General features: G+C 61.3%; 15 protein-coding genes. 10 read left to right on the top strand and 5 right to left on the bottom strand.

What is annotated here, in order from left to right; genetic code table 11:
- Positions 1 to 75: 75 nt before the first annotated feature.
- From H143_RS0112775 to H143_RS0112735, 8 genes are all read left to right on the top strand, one after another.
- Entirely contained in the window at positions 76 to 912 is an 837-nt protein-coding gene (locus H143_RS0112775) for a fumarylacetoacetate hydrolase family protein (RefSeq protein ID WP_019938639.1), read from the top strand.
- 78 nt (positions 913 to 990) lie between these two features.
- The gene (locus H143_RS0112770) at positions 991 to 1,740 is read left to right on the top strand and encodes an SDR family NAD(P)-dependent oxidoreductase (protein ID WP_019938638.1); all 750 of its coding nucleotides are present in this window, start codon (positions 991 to 993) and stop codon (positions 1,738 to 1,740) included.
- Positions 1,741 to 1,754: 14 nt separating this feature from the next.
- The gene (locus H143_RS0112765; protein ID WP_019938637.1) at positions 1,755 to 2,594 is read left to right on the top strand and encodes an oxaloacetate decarboxylase; all 840 of its coding nucleotides are present in this window, start codon (positions 1,755 to 1,757) and stop codon (positions 2,592 to 2,594) included.
- Positions 2,595 to 2,644: 50 nt separating this feature from the next.
- Entirely contained in the window at positions 2,645 to 3,970 is a 1,326-nt protein-coding gene (locus H143_RS0112760) for an MFS transporter (protein WP_019938636.1), read from the top strand.
- A 559-nt stretch (positions 3,971 to 4,529) separates the two neighbouring features.
- Positions 4,530 to 5,296 (top strand): IS5 family transposase gene (locus H143_RS22500; RefSeq protein ID WP_155803391.1). Its coding sequence is split into 2 segments (ribosomal slippage): positions 4,530 to 4,845 and positions 4,845 to 5,296, totalling 768 coding nucleotides; the frame shifts between segments, so codons are not numbered across the junction.
- Between the two features lie 12 nt (positions 5,297 to 5,308).
- Positions 5,309 to 5,509 carry a hypothetical protein gene (locus H143_RS0112745; protein ID WP_019938633.1) on the top strand — a complete coding sequence of 67 codons (201 nt, stop codon included), beginning with the start codon at positions 5,309 to 5,311 and terminating at the stop codon, positions 5,507 to 5,509.
- Between the two features lie 39 nt (positions 5,510 to 5,548).
- The gene (locus H143_RS0112740; protein WP_019938632.1) at positions 5,549 to 6,007 is read left to right on the top strand and encodes a type IV secretion system DNA-binding domain-containing protein; all 459 of its coding nucleotides are present in this window, start codon (positions 5,549 to 5,551) and stop codon (positions 6,005 to 6,007) included.
- A gap of 318 nt (positions 6,008 to 6,325) precedes the next feature.
- Entirely contained in the window at positions 6,326 to 7,225 is a 900-nt protein-coding gene (locus H143_RS0112735; protein ID WP_026350016.1) for a recombination-associated protein RdgC, read from the top strand.
- 54 nt (positions 7,226 to 7,279) lie between these two features.
- On the opposite strand, the gene H143_RS0112730 is transcribed toward H143_RS0112735, so the two are convergent.
- Genes H143_RS0112730 through H143_RS20630 form a run of 3 tightly spaced genes read right to left on the bottom strand, consistent with a single transcriptional unit; the run spans position 7,280 to position 10,031 of the window.
- Positions 7,280 to 8,149: an ABC transporter permease gene (locus H143_RS0112730; RefSeq protein ID WP_019938630.1), complete on the bottom strand. Its 870-nt coding sequence runs from the start codon at positions 8,147 to 8,149 to the stop codon at positions 7,280 to 7,282.
- 39 nt (positions 8,150 to 8,188) lie between these two features.
- Positions 8,189 to 8,995, bottom strand: a complete 807-nt coding sequence (locus tag H143_RS0112725) for an ABC transporter ATP-binding protein (protein ID WP_019938629.1) — start codon at positions 8,993 to 8,995, stop codon at positions 8,189 to 8,191.
- A gap of 4 nt (positions 8,996 to 8,999) precedes the next feature.
- Entirely contained in the window at positions 9,000 to 10,031 is a 1,032-nt protein-coding gene (locus tag H143_RS20630) for an ABC transporter substrate-binding protein (RefSeq protein ID WP_019938628.1), read from the bottom strand.
- A gap of 156 nt (positions 10,032 to 10,187) precedes the next feature.
- On the opposite strand from H143_RS20630, the gene H143_RS0112715 reads away from it, so the two are divergent.
- A complete protein-coding gene (locus H143_RS0112715) occupies positions 10,188 to 10,559 on the top strand; it encodes a winged helix-turn-helix domain-containing protein (protein ID WP_019938627.1) in 372 nt (123 codons plus the stop codon).
- Between the two features lie 34 nt (positions 10,560 to 10,593).
- Positions 10,594 to 11,448 (top strand): universal stress protein, encoded by an 855-nt coding sequence (locus H143_RS0112710; protein ID WP_019938626.1) that lies wholly within the window; start codon positions 10,594 to 10,596, stop codon positions 11,446 to 11,448.
- Positions 11,449 to 11,502: 54 nt separating this feature from the next.
- Here the strand turns inward: H143_RS0112710 and H143_RS0112705 are convergent, their stop codons facing one another.
- Positions 11,503 to 13,845: a TonB-dependent siderophore receptor gene (locus H143_RS0112705; protein WP_026350013.1), complete on the bottom strand. Its 2,343-nt coding sequence runs from the start codon at positions 13,843 to 13,845 to the stop codon at positions 11,503 to 11,505.
- 233 nt (positions 13,846 to 14,078) lie between these two features.
- Positions 14,079 to 15,362, bottom strand: a complete 1,284-nt coding sequence (locus tag H143_RS0112700) for a lytic murein transglycosylase (RefSeq protein WP_019938624.1) — start codon at positions 15,360 to 15,362, stop codon at positions 14,079 to 14,081.
- Positions 15,363 to 15,403 lie beyond the last annotated feature (41 nt).

The raw sequence follows: 15,403 nt of genomic DNA, 5'->3' as shown, positions 1-15,403 counted from the left end.
ATTGTCACTATCCGGCGGCCTACTGTCTAGCTAATGTTGTCGAACACACTGAACAAAAAATAGGATGGAGACACTATGAAACTGCTGCGATACGGTCCTCAAGGCCAAGAAAAACCGGGTCTGCTGGACATCGGCGGAAACATCCGCGACCTCTCCGGCATCATCGACGATCTGGCCGGTACGGTACTGGAACCGGAGTCGCTGCAGCACCTCCGTGATATCGATCCTACGTCACTGCCGATTGTCCCTGGCAAACCACGTATTGGTCCCTGCGTAGGCCACATCGGCAAGTTCATCTGTATCGGCCTGAACTATGCCGACCACGCCGCCGAATCGGGGCTGGCGATCCCGACCGAGCCGGTGGTCTTCGGCAAGTGGACCTCGGCGGTCTGCGGACCGAACGACGATGTCATTATCCCGCGTGAGTCAGCCAAAACCGACTGGGAAGTGGAGCTGGGGGTGGTCATCGGCAAGCCAGGAGCCTACATCAACGAGAAGGATGCACTGGAGCACCTGGCCGGCTATTGCGTGGTCAACGACGTTTCCGAGCGCGAATACCAGATCGAACGCGGCGGCACTTGGGACAAGGGCAAAGGTTGCGACACCTTCGGCCCCATTGGCCCCTGGCTGGTTACCCGCGATGAGATTGCCGACCCGCACGACCTGCAGATGTGGCTGGAGGTGGACGGTAAGCGTTACCAGGACGGCAATACATGCACCATGATCTTCAAGGTGCCTTACTTGATCAGTTACCTGAGCCGTTTCATGAGCCTGCAAGCAGGCGATGTCATCTCCACCGGCACGCCACCCGGCGTCGGTCTGGGCCAGAAACCACCGCTATATCTGCACCGCGGCCAGACCATGCGTCTGGGCATTGCCGGTCTGGGCGAGCAGACCCAGCGCACCGTCTGATCCAACGCGCCGTTCCGAGCATCCGTCCGGCTCTGACCAGCCAGTCACCTTTTTTCTTTCTTTTGCGAGACTACACGCATGAACCACTACGACTTTGAAAATCGCACCGCCATCGTAACCGGCGGCGCGCAAGGCATCGGCTTGGCTATTACCGAAGCGCTGCTGCAAGGCGGTGCCCGTGTCGCACTGTGGGATGTCAGCCAGCGAGACCTGGATGCCGCTGTCGCACGCCTGGGCGCCGATCGCGTGCTGGGGGTCCGTACCGACGTGGCCGACCCCGATAGCGTGCACGAGGCGGCCGCCCGCACCAAACGCGAATTCGGCGGATTTGACATTGCCGTCAACAGCGCCGGGGTGGCCGGCATGAACGCCACCGCGGCCGACTACCCTGAGGATGAGTGGCGCCGGGTGATCGACATAAATCTCAACGGCACTTTCTACGTCTGCAAGGCCGTGCTGCCGGAAATGATCGCCCGCAATTATGGACGCATCGTCAACATCGCCTCGATCGCGGGCAAGGAAGGCAACCCCAATGCCAGCGCCTACAGCGCATCCAAAGCTGGGGTTATCGGTCTGACCAAATCCATCGGCAAGGAAACGGCCAACCACAACATCAGCGTCAATGCCATCACGCCAGCGGCCGCGCGCACGCGCATCTTCGATCAGATTACGCAGGAGCACATCGACTATATGCTGTCCAAGATCCCGCGCAACCGCTTCGTACGCACCGACGAGATCGCTGCCATGGTGGCCTGGCTGGTGTCCGAAGCAAACTCTTTCACGACCGGCGCTGTATTCGATCTATCTGGCGGCCGCGCCACGTACTGACGCCGATCTCACTCATGCCTCATACATCCACCTCGTCCGGGCTGCGCGAACGAATTGAGCGCGGCGAGTTCATCATCGCACCAGGCTGCCACGACGCCCTGGGCGCACGCATCTTGGCGTGCCAGGGTTTCGAGGCTGTCTACCTATCTGGCAATGCTCTGTCAGCTGGTCTGCTCGGCTCGCCCGACATCGGTCTGCTGACCCAGACCGAAATGGCCGAACGCGCCCGTGCCGTGGCCGCGGCTGTGACGGTTCCCTTGATCGCCGATGCCGATACAGGCTATGGCAACGCCAACAATGTGGCCCGTACCGTACGTCTATACGAGCAGGCCGGCGTGGCCGCCCTACATCTGGAAGATCAGGTCACACCCAAGAAATGCGGTGCCATGGATGCGCTGGCATTGATCGACGCCGACGAGCATGCCGAGAAGATCCGCGCCGCACTGGCAGCCCGCAGCGACCCGAATTTGCTGATTATCGGCCGCAGCGACGCGCGCCTGCCGCTCGGACTGGACGAGGCCATCCGGCGCGGCCAGGCCTATGCGGGGGCAGGCGCCGACCTGGTGCTACTGGAGATGCTGCAATCCGAAGAGGAAATGCGCCGCGCGTTGCGCGAGATCGATGCGCCACTGATGTTCAACTGGGTCGACGGCAAGACACCCGCCCTACCCCAGCAGCGCTTTCGTGAATTGGGATTTCGCATCCTGTGCTTTCCGATATCGGCCACACTGACCTACGCCCGGGCCATGCAGGACTTTGCCCAAGCCCTGCGTAGCGGCGATATGCCTGCATCGCACCACGCCCTGACGCTGGCGCAATACCAGGACATCCTGGGACTGAACGACTATCACTGATACGCCGCCGAACGAGCGGCAATATAAAAAACTCAACAGGAGACAAATCTGTGAACGCTTCCTCCATCACCCTGGGTAAAAAACCCAAAGACCGGCAAGATGAACACGACATTGCCGTTAGCATCTCCCGCAAGCTCAATCTGCGCATTGTACTGTTCTGCTTTCTGCTGTTTATCGTCAACTACCTGGACCGCGTCAACGTAGGCTTCGCAGCCCTGACGATGAATGCAGACCTAGGCTTCACTGCAAAGGAGTTCGGCTTTGGCGCTGGGGTGTTCTTCTTTGGCTATATCCTGTTCGAGATCCCCAGCAACATGATCCTGTTCAAGGTCGGCCCTCGCGTATGGCTAGCCCGCATCATGGTGACCTGGGGTGTCGTGAGCTGCCTAATGGCCACCATCAACAGCCCCACGTCTTTTTATATCTACCGATTTCTGCTCGGGTTGGCCGAGGCCGGTTTCGCGCCTGGCGTCATTCTGTACATGACACATTGGTTCCCACGCAAAGAACGTGGCAAAGCCGTGGCCGGCTTCATGCTGGCTACTGTGCTGTCCTCGGTGATCGGCGCACCGTTGTCGGGTTGGATTTTAACCGCCAGCCACGGTTGGTTGAACCTTGCCGGCTGGCGGTGGATGTTCATCCTGGAAGGCGTACCGTCCATTCTGCTAGGCCTCTACACCGTCTTTCACCTTGTCGACAGCCCCGAGAAAGATACCCGCTGGCTCTCCGAGCAGGAACGGTGTTGGCTGATGACCCGCCTGGCCGAAGAAAAGGCCGACCTGGCGCAGACCGCCAATCACAACTTTCGCGCCATTTTTTCCGACCCGAAGATGTGGGTGCTAACTTTGATCTACATGTTCAATGCCATTGCCGTCTACGGCGTGGTGCTGTGGCTGCCGCAAATCGTCAAGACTATGGGTGGGTTGACCAACTTCCAGACTGGTCTGGTCTCAGCCATCCCGTTCATTTTTGCCTCTGCCGGTCTGGTGCTGGTCAGTCGCAGCTCCGACCGAACCGGCGAACGCAAATGGCATACCGCTGGTTGCCTTCTGGTCGGCGGCGTATTTCTGTTTGCCAGCGCCCTGGCCAGCTCGCCTCTCCTAGCTTTCGTGCTGCTATGCATCGCCGCTGCCGGGATCTGGGCGACGTTAGGCGTGTTCTGGACTCTGCCCAATCAGCTTATTGTTGGAGCGGCCGCCGCCGGTGGCATCGCCATGATCAATGGCCTGGCCCAGGTCGGCGGCTTTCTGGGACCCTACATGGTAGGTCTGATTAAGTCGGCCACTAACAGCTTTCCAATGGCGTTGTTAGCCTTGGCTGCCGGGCCCGTGATTGCCTTCTTGCTGTGTATGACATTACGCATTCCGCGTGACTGAGCCAAGAGGCATGAGTATGACATGCCCCCTTACGGAGGCATGTCCCTCATCAGTCCAACGGCCAACGGCGAATTTCTCGGTTCGGCCAGAATCGGCCGATCGACATCGCTGGCTGATTCGCTGACAATCCAGCGTCGGTAAATTTTGGAAGGAATCCGATTAATGCGGTCGACTTGCCAGTTCCGAGTAATTACAGAACGCCCATCGCTGGATGGTACTGCCTATGTCGAAGTCATGGCAGGCGCATAGAGCCTGCTGGACTTGCGCTAACGCTCCCAGACCTCATACTTTCTGCGCCCAGCCGTCTTCGGACTCTTCCATCATCCCACCCGTCTTGGCGGGCTTGTGATGGATGCGAAAGCCTCGCTTGTACGACCGTTGCAAGCCGAGATGCAAGCCGCCGGGCACGAGACCGATCTATTGCCTATCGGTCCAGTCAGACCCGCCACGTGGAATCCACTTCACGCGCCCGAAGTCCACCGTCCGCGCTGGCCGAGCGGCTGTTAGGGCGTGTTAACACTAATTGAATTAATGCCTCGGATGCGTGATAGTGTTGTTCATGGAGATCACACCTGAGCAATTTGCCCTTGTCGAACATTGTCTGCCCAAGCAGCGAGGCAACGTCAGCATGACCAATTTGCAAGTGGTCAACGCGATGCTGTACGTTGCAGAACATGGTTGCAAGTGGCGGGGCCTGCCAAAGCGGTTCGGCAACTGGCACACGATCTACACGCGCATGCGTCGCTGGACCCAGTCGGGTGTACTGGACAAGATGTTCGAGCAACTGCAGCGCGAGCAGGTTGTGCGCATCAAGATCGAGGCGGTGTCGCTGGACAGCACCAGCATCAAGGTGCATCCCGATGGGACAGGTGCGCTAAAAAAAACGGCCCCCAGGCTATCGGCAAGTCCCGAGGCGGATGGAACACCAAGATTGATATGGTTGCCGCGGATGCTCGAACGGCCATAACGTTTGGCTTGTCCCCCGGGCAGGCGCACGATGCGCCAGAAGGTAGGCGGTTGCTCGCGAGCCTGGGCGCAACGAGTCGTCCCATTCACTTGCTGATGGACCGGGCCTATGAAGGCAACCAGACGCGTCAGCTCGCTCTGGACCTCGGTTTTATCCCAGTGGTCCCACCGATCAGCACCCGCATCGAACCCTGGGAATACGACCGAGAGATGTACAAGCGCCGCAACGAAGTCGAGCGCTTGTTTCGCCGCTTAAAAGGGTTTCGGAGGATATTTTCTCGCTTCGAAAAACTCGATGCGATGTTCCTCGGCTTTCTCAGCTTCGTGCTGGTTGTCGATGGTCTTCGTGGTTTGTGTTAACAATCCCTAGTCATGCCGAGCTGGCCGCAAATCATCAACGATGGCCGTGTTGTCGTACTGGACGCTAACGTGCAGGATGTTCCCGGTCTGGCCGTCATCCTCGGGACCTTCCTGAAACTCGACTTTCAGCACGCCATGTTGGCACGTCCAGCATGGATCGGCCGCGGCGAGTGCAATGCCGAGCGATACATGGCGCTCATCATTGATGAGTGACAACAGTTCGTCAGCATCAGCGACAGCGAATATCTGAGCATGGCTCGGGAGTCGCGCGTGATCACTGTTTTCGCCACCCAGAGCTTCGACGCCATCAAGGCAGCGCTCGGCGAGGACCAGACGCGGAACATCCTCCACAACTTGCGCACCAGGTTGATTCTCGGCCAGACCGATCCGACCTTCGCCGCCTACCTCATCAGCCAAGTCGACATCGAGCAGGTCGATGCCAACGTGACTGAAAGCACACAAGGCGCGGCCCTGGCGTCATCCGGACGCTCCGCGGGAGACACCACGGTCGCACAGAGCTACAGCATTCGGCACGCCCGCGAACATGTGGTCAAGCCAGAACTCATCAAGGCTCTGCCAGTTTGCCAGGCCTTTATCGAGCTTTTGGATGGTATACGGGTCCACCCAGTCCAGCGGCTCTACGGGATGCTCCCGCAAGGGGCCACTCCAGCAGGCGCGCGATACGCGGACCTACCGCAAGGGGCACTCTAATGCTGAATATGCTTTTTCCCGACCGGTCCTGGGCCTACTAGTTTTGGCCGTCGTCATCACTGGCCTGTCCTACTCTTGGCCGCGCCGATCATGGCCTGGGCAACGGCTCAACCGCCTGCGGTGTGGCAGGTCGCCCTGATCGTCTTTGGGTTTTGGGCGGCGTGGCATGTCTATCGGCTGGCACTGAAGCAGTGACGTAATACAGTCTCGGCAGTTCCACACAACAGATCATGAGTAGTTGTGTAGAACTGCAAAATCCTCCCCGTAAAAGCCGAATTTTTGCTGCTTGTGAGAGAATCGCTGCTTTTGCTCGAAGCCATGTGGTTCAAGAATCTCAAGATCTATCGCCTTTGCGCCCCCTGGACTCTCTTTGGGGAAGCGCTTGAAACGGCCTTGAGCCGGCACGCCTATCAAACCGGCAACAACTTGGAAATGCAGAGCCTGGGCTGGGTGGCGCCGCGCGAAGGCGGACCGCTGGCACACGTCGGCAACAAGCAGATCCTGCTGGCCCTGCGCGCGGAGAAAAAGCTGCTGCCCGCCACCGTCGTCAATCAGACGGCGCGCTCGCGCGCGCAGGAAATCGAAGAGCAGCAGGGCTACAAGCCCGGCCGCAAGCAGATGAAAGAAATCAAGGAGCGTGTCACCGATGAACTCCTGCCCCGCGCCTTCAGCATCTATCGCGACACCCACATCTGGATCGACACGGCCAATCACTGGCTGGTGATCGACGCGGCTGCCTCGGCCAAGGCCGACGAAGCCATAGGCCTGCTGGTCAAGACGCTCGACCCCCTGCCCCTGGAAAACCTCTTCGTGGCCACCTCCCCGGCCTCGGCCATGACAGGCTGGCTCGCCGCGGACGAGGTTCCCGGCAATTTCACCATCGATCGCGATGCCGAACTGCGCGCCTCAGGCGAAAGCCGCGCGACAATACGCTACGTCAAGCATGCCCTGGAAGCCGATGAAGTGCGCCGTCACATCCAGTCGGGCAAGCAGTGCACCCGCCTGGCCCTGACTTGGGCCGACCGCGTCTCCTTCGTGCTGACCGAATCGCTGGACGTCAAGCGCGTGGCGCCCCTGGATGTGATCAAGGAAAACGCCGATGCCGCGCTGCAGAACGACGACGAAAAATTCGAATCCGACTTCATGCTCATGACCGGCGAACTGGCCAAGCTCATGGCCGAGTTGGTCGACTTGCTGGGCGGAGAAAAGCGCGGCTGAAAATACGTCGGGCCGCACAAGCGGCCCGATGTCGCTGCCTGGATCAGGCCCGGTTCAGAACTGCTGAGGCCGCCACTTGAGCATGCGATGTTCGGTGGTGGTGAGGATGAAGTCCACGGCCAGTGCGACCACGGCCAGCACGATCATGGCGGCGAACACGCCGCTGGCGTTGAAGGTGCCTTGCGCTGCCGAGATCAACAGGCCCAGGCCCTGTTTGGCGCCCAGGAACTCGCCGACCACCGCGCCCACCAGCGCGAAGCCGAAACTCACATGCAGACTGGCCAGGATCCAGCTCATGGCCGAGGGAATGACCACCGAGGTGGTGATCTGGCGCTGCGAGGCGCCCAGGATGCGGGCGTTGGCGATCATGTAGCGGTCGGCCTCGCGCACGCCCTGAAAGGCATTGCCGAAGACCACGAAGAACACCATCACCACCGCCAGCGCCACCTTGGAGGCCATGCCCAGGCCCAGGGCAATCACGAAGATCGAGCCGAGCACCACGCGCGGGATCGAGTTGGCGATCTTGATGTAAAGGCTGAACACGTCGGCCAGCAGGCGGTTGCGCCCCAGAACGATGCCGCACACCACACCGCCGACCGCGCCGATGAAAAAGCCGATCAGGGTTTCTTCCATTGTGACCCACACCTGCAGCCACAGAGGCCCTTGCGCCGTGCCTTCTTTGATCCAGGTGGCCAGTTGGGCGTAGATGGCCGAGGGCTGGGAGTAGAAGAAGGGATCGATCCAGCCGCGGCGCGCGCCGATCTCCCAGCCGCCCAGTATCGCCACCAGGAACAGCACCCGCAGGCCGATCACCAGCGTGTGCCGCGCCCGCAGGCGCCGGCGAGCCGCAGCCTCTTCGCGCGCCAGCGCCTCGGCCGAAAGCGGCGCGTGGCGGGAGGACCCCGCCGCCTCGATATTGCTCATTGTCGTCATGAAAAGTTTCCGTTGTATGGTGCGTCGACGTCAGCCGATATGCACTTCTTGGCGCAGATCCGACCAGATCTGGCGCGACAATTCGATAAATTGCGGCTGGTAGCGCACCTGCTCCATCACGCGCGGGCGCGGCAGATCGACTTCGTAGACACGCTTGAGCGTGGCCGGGCGCGCCGTGAGCACCAGGACGCGATCGGCCAGGGCGATGGCCTCCTCCAGGTCGTGCGTGACGAACACCACCGAACCGGACTGCTCGGACCACAGCTTGAGCAACTCGTCCTGCATCAAGGTGCGCGTCTGCATATCGAGCGCAGAGAAGGGTTCGTCCATGAGCAGGATCTCGGGCTTGTTGATGAAGGTCTGCGCCAGCGCCACGCGCTTGCGCATGCCGCCCGAGAGCTGGTGCGGGTAGTGCTGGCCGAACTTGTCCAGGCCCACCCGCGCAAGCCAGCTCTGGGCCAGATCGAGCGCCGCGTTGCGCGCCATGCCTCGGAACAGCGGCCCGGCAGCCACGTTATCGAGCACCCGACGCCAGGGGAAGACCGCATCGCTCTGGAACACGAAGCCGATACGCGGGTCGGTGTCCTGAACCGTCTGGCCCATGACCTTGACCGAACCCAGCGTGGGCCGGATCAGCCCGGTGATCAGACCCAGCGTGGTGGACTTGCCGCAGCCAGTCGGGCCGACCACGGCAACGAACTCGCCGTGCCGGACCGTCATGGAAAAGTCCCGCAAGGCCACCGTGGCGCGGCCGTCGGGCGAGATGAAGCGGATCGACACATTGTCCAGTTCGATGGCTGGCGCGTCCTTTTTCTCGTTGCTATGGGTCATATTCATTGGATTACTTGATTCCGAGCGCTTTGTCGGCCTGCTGGGCAAACTCATTGGTGTAGGTCCTGCTCAGATCGATCGATTTGCCCTTGAGATTGGGGCTGAAGGTCGCCAGTACCTTCAGCGCGTTTTCCGGGCCGCCCGCGGGCATCAGGCCGTCAGGCGAGAACATGGGAATGGACGCCTTCATGGCCTGCACGTACAGCGCCTTGTTGTTGCCGTAATAGTCCGCCGGCATTTTGTCGGCGATTTCCTCGGGCGTATGGGTCTGGATGAAATGCAGCGTGCGCACGAAGGCATGCGCCAGCTTGGCGGCCACATCCTTGTGCGTCTTGAGCCAGTCGCTCTGCACATACAGGCTTGCCGCAGGATAGATGCCGCCCAGCGCCTTGGTGGCGCCGGCGACGGTGACCATGTCGACGATCGGCTTGGCCTGCCCCGAGGACAGCAGCGCCGAGGTAGTGGGTTCGGTCGTCCAGGCCACGTCCACCCGCTTTTGCTTCATGGCCGCGATCAGCGTGCTGCCCGCCCCCACCGGCAGCAGCGCGTAGTCGCCGCTGGACAGGCCGCCCTCCTTGGCCAGGTATTGCGCCAGAAAGCCCGAGGACGAACCCAGGGCGGTCACGCCCACGGTCTTGCCCTTCAGATCGGCAAAACTCTTGATGGTGCCGGCCTCTTCGCTGCGCACCATCATCATGGCCCCGGGCACCCGCCCGAACTGCACGATCGATTCGATGAACTTGCCCTTGCTCTGCAGGTCGATGGCGTGGTCGTAGAACCCAACCACCGCCTGCACCGCGCCGGCCACCAGTTGGTTCTCGGCGCTCACGCCCGCCTGCTGCGACTGCAGCTCGACATCCAGGCCCTCGTCCTTGAAGTAGCCCAGCCTCTCAGTCAGCTTGGGCGCCAGGTAGATGATCTTGTCGATGCCCCCCACCATGATGGTGATCTTGCCGCTGTCGGCCGCACGCACGCCGCTCGAGGCAAGCAGGGCGCCGACCAGAGCGCCGACAATACAGGCATGACGGAACCGTGTACGCATTGTGAGTCTCCCATTAGTTTCTTAATAAAACGCAATATTTTGGTAATCAATTGAAATATATCAATGGATTCAAGTGCGAATTCTATGTATTTTTAAGCTTCTTGTGCGATTTTATTAAGTTTATTTTAAGAAAAATCCTCCAGCATAGTCCTTAGCATGAACAAACTCCGGAACGAACCTCCCCTGCATCGCGTACAGCTGCGCATGCGCGCATATCGTGGCGAGGACATCGCGGTTGGGCCCGGCAAGATCGCCCTGCTGCAGGCCATAGCGCACACGCATTCCATCAGCGCGGCAGCACGCGAGTTGGGCATGTCGTATCGCCGCGCGTGGCTGCTGGTCGACGCGCTGAACCGCTCGCTGCGCGAACCGGCCGTTGCGACCTCAACCGGAGGCGCGCGCGGCGGCGGCTCCGTGGTCACGCCCAGCGGCCTGGCCTTGATTCAGTGCTATCGCGCCATCGAAACCACCGCCGCTACGGCCGCGGCAGCGCATATCGAGGCGCTCAAGCGTATGCTGGCGCCATAGCATCACCCTCCCATCCCACTTGCAGGAGGCCGCCATGAAACAAGTCATCGCCTGCATCGACGGCGCCACCCGAACGCCGGGCATTTGCGACTACGCCATCTGGGCAGCCGGTCGGCTCGACGCCGACCTGGATTTCCTGCACGTCACCGAAAAAACGCCCGACTATCTTCCGCTTGCGGAATTAACCGGCAACGTCTGGCTCGGCACACACGAATCCCTGCGCAGCGATCTGACGGACCTGGAGCGCCAACGCGAGGACCTGCTGCAGGAGCAGGGCCGGCAATGCCTGCAGATGGCCCTGGAGCGGGCGCGCAGCCTGGGGGCCACCCGCATCGCGGCCAAACAGCGTCAGGGCAATCTGCTCGACGTCCTGCTCGATATCGAAGCCGACGCGCGCCTTCTCGTGCTGGGCCACCACGAACACCCCGTCAAGGCTTCACGGCTCCTGCCCGACCATAGGCTGGAGAGTGCCGTGCGCGGACTGCACCGGCCCATCATGGTGGCCGGCGCCGTCTTCAAGGAACCGGTCAATTTCATGGTGGCCTACGACGGCAGTCCCACGGCGGACAAGACGGCGGACATGGTCAGCCGCAGCCCTTTGCTGGCCGGCCTGCCGGCGCACCTGGTCATGGTCGGCCGCACCTGCGCGGCGGCGCAGGCGGCGCTGGAGCGCACCCGCGTGCAATTGACGCGCGCGGGGTTCGCCGTCCAGGCAGTGCCGATTCCCGGCGAACCCGCGCAGGCGCTGGCCGATTACGCCGAAGAACATGGCATCGATCTGCTGGTCATGGGTGCCTACGGCCACGGCCGCATCCGCCATCTGATGCTGGGCAGCACAACCACGGCCATACTCGGACAGCTGCGGATGCCCCTTTTGATACTGCGTTAGCGCCTGTCAACACTAGAAGGAGCCACGCATCGACAGGCCCCCTGGGCTTGAGGCTCACATGGACAAACTCATCGTCAACACGGCGGAACGGCCCGGCGCCCAGGTCGCGTTGTTGGGATAAGCGGCCTGGTAATACGGTTTGTCGAAGATATTGTTGATGTTCAGCTGCAGATCCATGTTCCGGGCCGCACGCCATGTCACCGCTGCATCGAATTTCGCGTAGCCCGGCGTCCAGGTGCGCTTGGCTGTCGTGACCGATGCATAGACCAGGCTCGATAGTGTCACGCCCGCGCCGACATTGACCTTGGGCAATATGTCGTAACTCGTCCAAAGCGTGAAACTGTGCTTGGGAACCAAGGTCATGGGCGTGCCGGCAAGGCCGGCACCCGCCAGGGAAGGCCCCCCGCTGGTCGTGATCGCATTGAGATAGGAATAGCCGCCGAACACCTTCCACTTTTTGGTCGGACTACCGGCAAAGCCGAACTCAAAACCCCGCACCCGCTGCGAACCCGCGTTGACATAAGCGCCCAGGCCGTCGCTCACGATCGCGTTGGTCCGCTCAGTCTGAAACAGCGCCGTCGTGAGCGAAAGGCGCCTGTCGATCGCGTCCCACTTCGCACCGATTTCGATATTGCGCGAACGCTCTGGAGAAAGATTCTGGGTGGCAGTCGTCAGCTGATTGTTGCTACCGCTTTGGCTGGCACCGCCCAGGCCCGAGTTCGCGCCCGGCGGATTCGACGAGGTGCCATAGGAAGCATAGAGGCTCAACGCCGGAACAGGTTTGAACACCGGTCCGACTTGGTAGCTCAACAGAGTCGAATTGTTGCCAAGATTAGCGGCGGGAATCGATACGTTCGACGGCGCGGACACATATGGGTCCTGCTGCGCACGCACCCGGTAGTTGTCCAGGCGTACGCCCGAGTTAAAGAGCCAATGCTCGGAAATCTTCATGCTGTCGAACAAATACGCCGAGGCGATATTCGTGGTCGTGTACGTCGCGGGCCCTGGAAAGTTCATATCGCCGTTGAGCAGGACGCTTCCCGTCCACGGATTGTCCGGATTCCAGCTTCCGACAGGGGTGCAGTTGTCGATGACCGCACAGGTTGCGAAGCCCCGCGAGCCGTTCAAGCGCATATTGACTCCCGTCGAATCGCTCACCAAGTAGCCCGAATAGACGTCGCGCTCGTGGCTGAACTCCAGGCCTGTCGTCACGGTGTGGCGCATGCCGGCGAAATCGAACTTGCCGCTCAGCTCGGTCTGGTTGGCCAGGCTGTTGGTCGCGTATTTGCCGCTCTTGGCCTGCAAGGCAAGCATGCCTGCATACGGCCCGGAACTGATGAGCTGCGGATTGGTGGCGATGTAGTCAAGCGTCGAGCGGCCATACACAGTCGTGTTTCTGACCTTCCAGTCGTCGTTGAAACGATGCTCGACCTTCATCTGGCCCGTGTCGGACTGACCGTGCCGATAGTCGCGCGTGTTCAGACCGTAGAACTGACTGCGGTTGGTCGCGATCGGCGTGCCGCCATTGAGCCCGAACGGCACACTGAAATCCGGCATATCGTCGTTGTTCATGTGGTAGAAGCTGAACGTGACCGTGGTGGGCCTGTTCAGGCCGAACGCAATCGAGGGCGCCACGCCCCAGCGCTTGCTATAGATGTCCGTGCGGCCCGCCTGATCGGCGTCATGCCCCATCAGGTTCAGGCGAAACGCGCTGCTCTGGTCCAGCATCTGGTTCCAGTCGATGGTCGAGCGCCGATAGCTGTCGGTGCCCAGCCCCACGCTGCTGTTGAAGAAGTTATCGGCCCGCGGCGCCTTGGTTTCGATGTCGATGCTGCCGCCTACCGCGCCACGCCCCGCATAGACCGAATCCGGGCCTTTGATGACGCTGACGCTCTGGACATCGAAAGTCTCGCGGTTCTGCACGCCCGAATCGCGCATGCCATCCACGAAGATCGAATTGCGCGATTCAAAGCCGCGCAGCACCGGCCGGTCCGCGGAAGGATTGGCCGCCGCGTCGCCGCCCATAAAAGTGACGCCAGGCACCGTGCGCAATGCTTCCTCGAAGGTGGAAGCGTTCTTTTCCTTGATTATCTCCTGGGGAATCACGGTGATCGAGCGCGGCGTGTCGATCAGCGGCGCCGTGAACTTGTACGATGGCAGCGACCGCGTCTGCAGCTCGGAGATGGCCGACGCATTGACCTGCACGGCAGGCAAAGTCGCCGCGGCATCGCCCCCCGCGCCGGCTTCAAGCGCAGTGGGGCCGGCCTGCGACGCGAAAGCGCCTGTCGAGGTCGAGGAAGTCACCTGCGCCACCGCAGGCATTGCGCAAAAAAACCCATAAGGGAACGCAAGAAGCGTAGCGATTGCGCCTTTCTTGAACAGCAAGGAAGTAGTCATGGTGTGTAGCGGCGGTTGGTCCATCCTGCCTTTGATCCCCGGCAGATTTGTTAATAGAAATACGAATGATTTTTATTTACTATTTTGGGGAAATATACAGCAATAAATTCGAATCCGGTAGATAGGCGGCGCAAAAGCGCACCGCGCCTTATGCGAGGCGCGGTGCGTGCGGTACGACTTATTCGATCAGGTCGCTCGGCGTGTCATGCCGGATGGCCAGGCGCGGGGCAGCGTCAATTCGAGGACGGCACGGCCCCGGACGGGAGTGCGGGAGAATACGCCGGCGCTTTCGCCGGCATGGCTCGCAAGGCCTGCAGTGTCTTCAGGCCGGCGCGGCCATCGGCCGGCAGGCCCAACTGCTGCTGCACGGTCTGCAGCGCCTGGTGCGTGCGCGTGCCAATGATGCCGTCAGGCTGGCCAATATCGTAGCCCTGCTGTATCAGCAGGGTCTGGAGTTCGCGCCGCTCGATGCGCGACAGGCCTGGGTCGTCCGTCGGCCAGGGAACGACGAAGGAGCCGCCGCCCTTCAGACGATCGGACAGGTGCGCAATGGCCAGCGCGTAGTTTTCGGACGCATTGTAGGAATAGATGGCATCGAAATTACGCGTCACCAGGAACGCCGGCCCCTGGGGGCCGGCCGGCAGCAGCAGGCCTGCCATGGGATCGCCCGCCGGCAGAGGCTGGCCGTCGGCCCGCTTGACGCCGCGCGCCGTCCAGTACGACACGGGACGCTTGTTGCGGCGTCCTGCGCTGGCTGTACTCATACCCCCCGGCAGGATCACCTCAAAGCCCCAGGGCAGGCCGGGCTGCCAGCCTGCTTTCCTGAGGTAATTGGCCGTCGAGGCCAGGGCATCGGGCACACTGTCGATTAGATCGGGGCGGCCAGTGCCGTTGAAATCGACCGCCAGGCGCAGATAGGTCGAAGGCATAAACTGCGTTTGGCCGAAGGCGCCAGCCCATGAGCCGACTAGTTTTTCGGGCGCGATGCCGTCGTCCTGCACGATTTTGAGCGCATCCAGAAATTCGCCGCGGAAGTAGCCCTGCCGACGGCCGAAGCACGACAGGGTAGACAGCGAAACAAGCAAGGGCCTGCCGCCCTGGATCTGGCCGTAGTTGCTTTCAATACCCCATACCGCGGCAACGACAGCCGCATCCACGCCGAATTGCGCCTGGACGCGGTCGAGTTCGGCGCGCCACTTCGCCATGGCGGCAAGGCCGTCATTCACGCGCTCCTGGTCCACCAGGCCCGCCATGTAGTCCCATACGGGTTGTACGAATTCGGGCTGTGCGTCCAGAAGCGGCAATACCGTCATATCGGGTGAGAGCCGCGCTGTCTGGGTGTCGTAGGTCGATGCCGATACGCCGCGCTTGAGCGCCTCGGGCTTGAGCGCGGCCAGGCAGTTGCGAAAGGCGCCGGGGTCCTGCGCCGGGAAGGGTTCTTGTGCGCCGGCCGTGGCGCAATACAGGCTTGCCGCGAAAGTCAGTATGAGTACAGGGGTAAGGGATCGAAGCATCATGCGACCGATTCTAGCGCCCGAATGGCCTCTTGCTGGTTTTG

This window comes from Bordetella sp. FB-8 (assembly GCF_000382185.1).
GTDB lineage: Bacteria > Pseudomonadota > Gammaproteobacteria > Burkholderiales > Burkholderiaceae_B > Bordetella.
Note: the sequence above shows the minus strand (reverse complement) of the source record. Positions and strands in the feature narration are given on the sequence as shown.

Bases quoted from the DNA above. Each gene is read 5' to 3' on its own strand.
- H143_RS0112775 (WP_019938639.1), top strand. From the start codon at position 76: ATGAAACTGCTGCGATACGGTCCTCAAGGCCAAGAAAAACCGGGTCTG.
- H143_RS0112770 (WP_019938638.1), top strand. From the start codon at position 991: ATGAACCACTACGACTTTGAAAATCGCACCGCCATCGTAACCGGCGGC.
- H143_RS0112765 (WP_019938637.1), top strand. From the start codon at position 1,755: ATGCCTCATACATCCACCTCGTCCGGGCTGCGCGAACGAATTGAGCGC.
- H143_RS0112745 (WP_019938633.1), top strand. From the start codon at position 5,309: ATGCCGAGCTGGCCGCAAATCATCAACGATGGCCGTGTTGTCGTACTG.
- H143_RS0112740 (WP_019938632.1), top strand. From the start codon at position 5,549: ATGGCTCGGGAGTCGCGCGTGATCACTGTTTTCGCCACCCAGAGCTTC.
- H143_RS0112735 (WP_026350016.1), top strand. From the start codon at position 6,326: ATGTGGTTCAAGAATCTCAAGATCTATCGCCTTTGCGCCCCCTGGACT.
- H143_RS0112730 (WP_019938630.1), bottom strand. From the start codon at position 8,149: ATGAGCAATATCGAGGCGGCGGGGTCCTCCCGCCACGCGCCGCTTTCG.
- H143_RS0112725 (WP_019938629.1), bottom strand. From the start codon at position 8,995: ATGAATATGACCCATAGCAACGAGAAAAAGGACGCGCCAGCCATCGAA.
- H143_RS20630 (WP_019938628.1), bottom strand. From the start codon at position 10,031: ATGCGTACACGGTTCCGTCATGCCTGTATTGTCGGCGCTCTGGTCGGC.
- H143_RS0112715 (WP_019938627.1), top strand. From the start codon at position 10,188: ATGAACAAACTCCGGAACGAACCTCCCCTGCATCGCGTACAGCTGCGC.
- H143_RS0112710 (WP_019938626.1), top strand. From the start codon at position 10,594: ATGAAACAAGTCATCGCCTGCATCGACGGCGCCACCCGAACGCCGGGC.
- H143_RS0112705 (WP_026350013.1), bottom strand. From the start codon at position 13,845: ATGACTACTTCCTTGCTGTTCAAGAAAGGCGCAATCGCTACGCTTCTT.
- H143_RS0112700 (WP_019938624.1), bottom strand. From the start codon at position 15,362: ATGATGCTTCGATCCCTTACCCCTGTACTCATACTGACTTTCGCGGCA.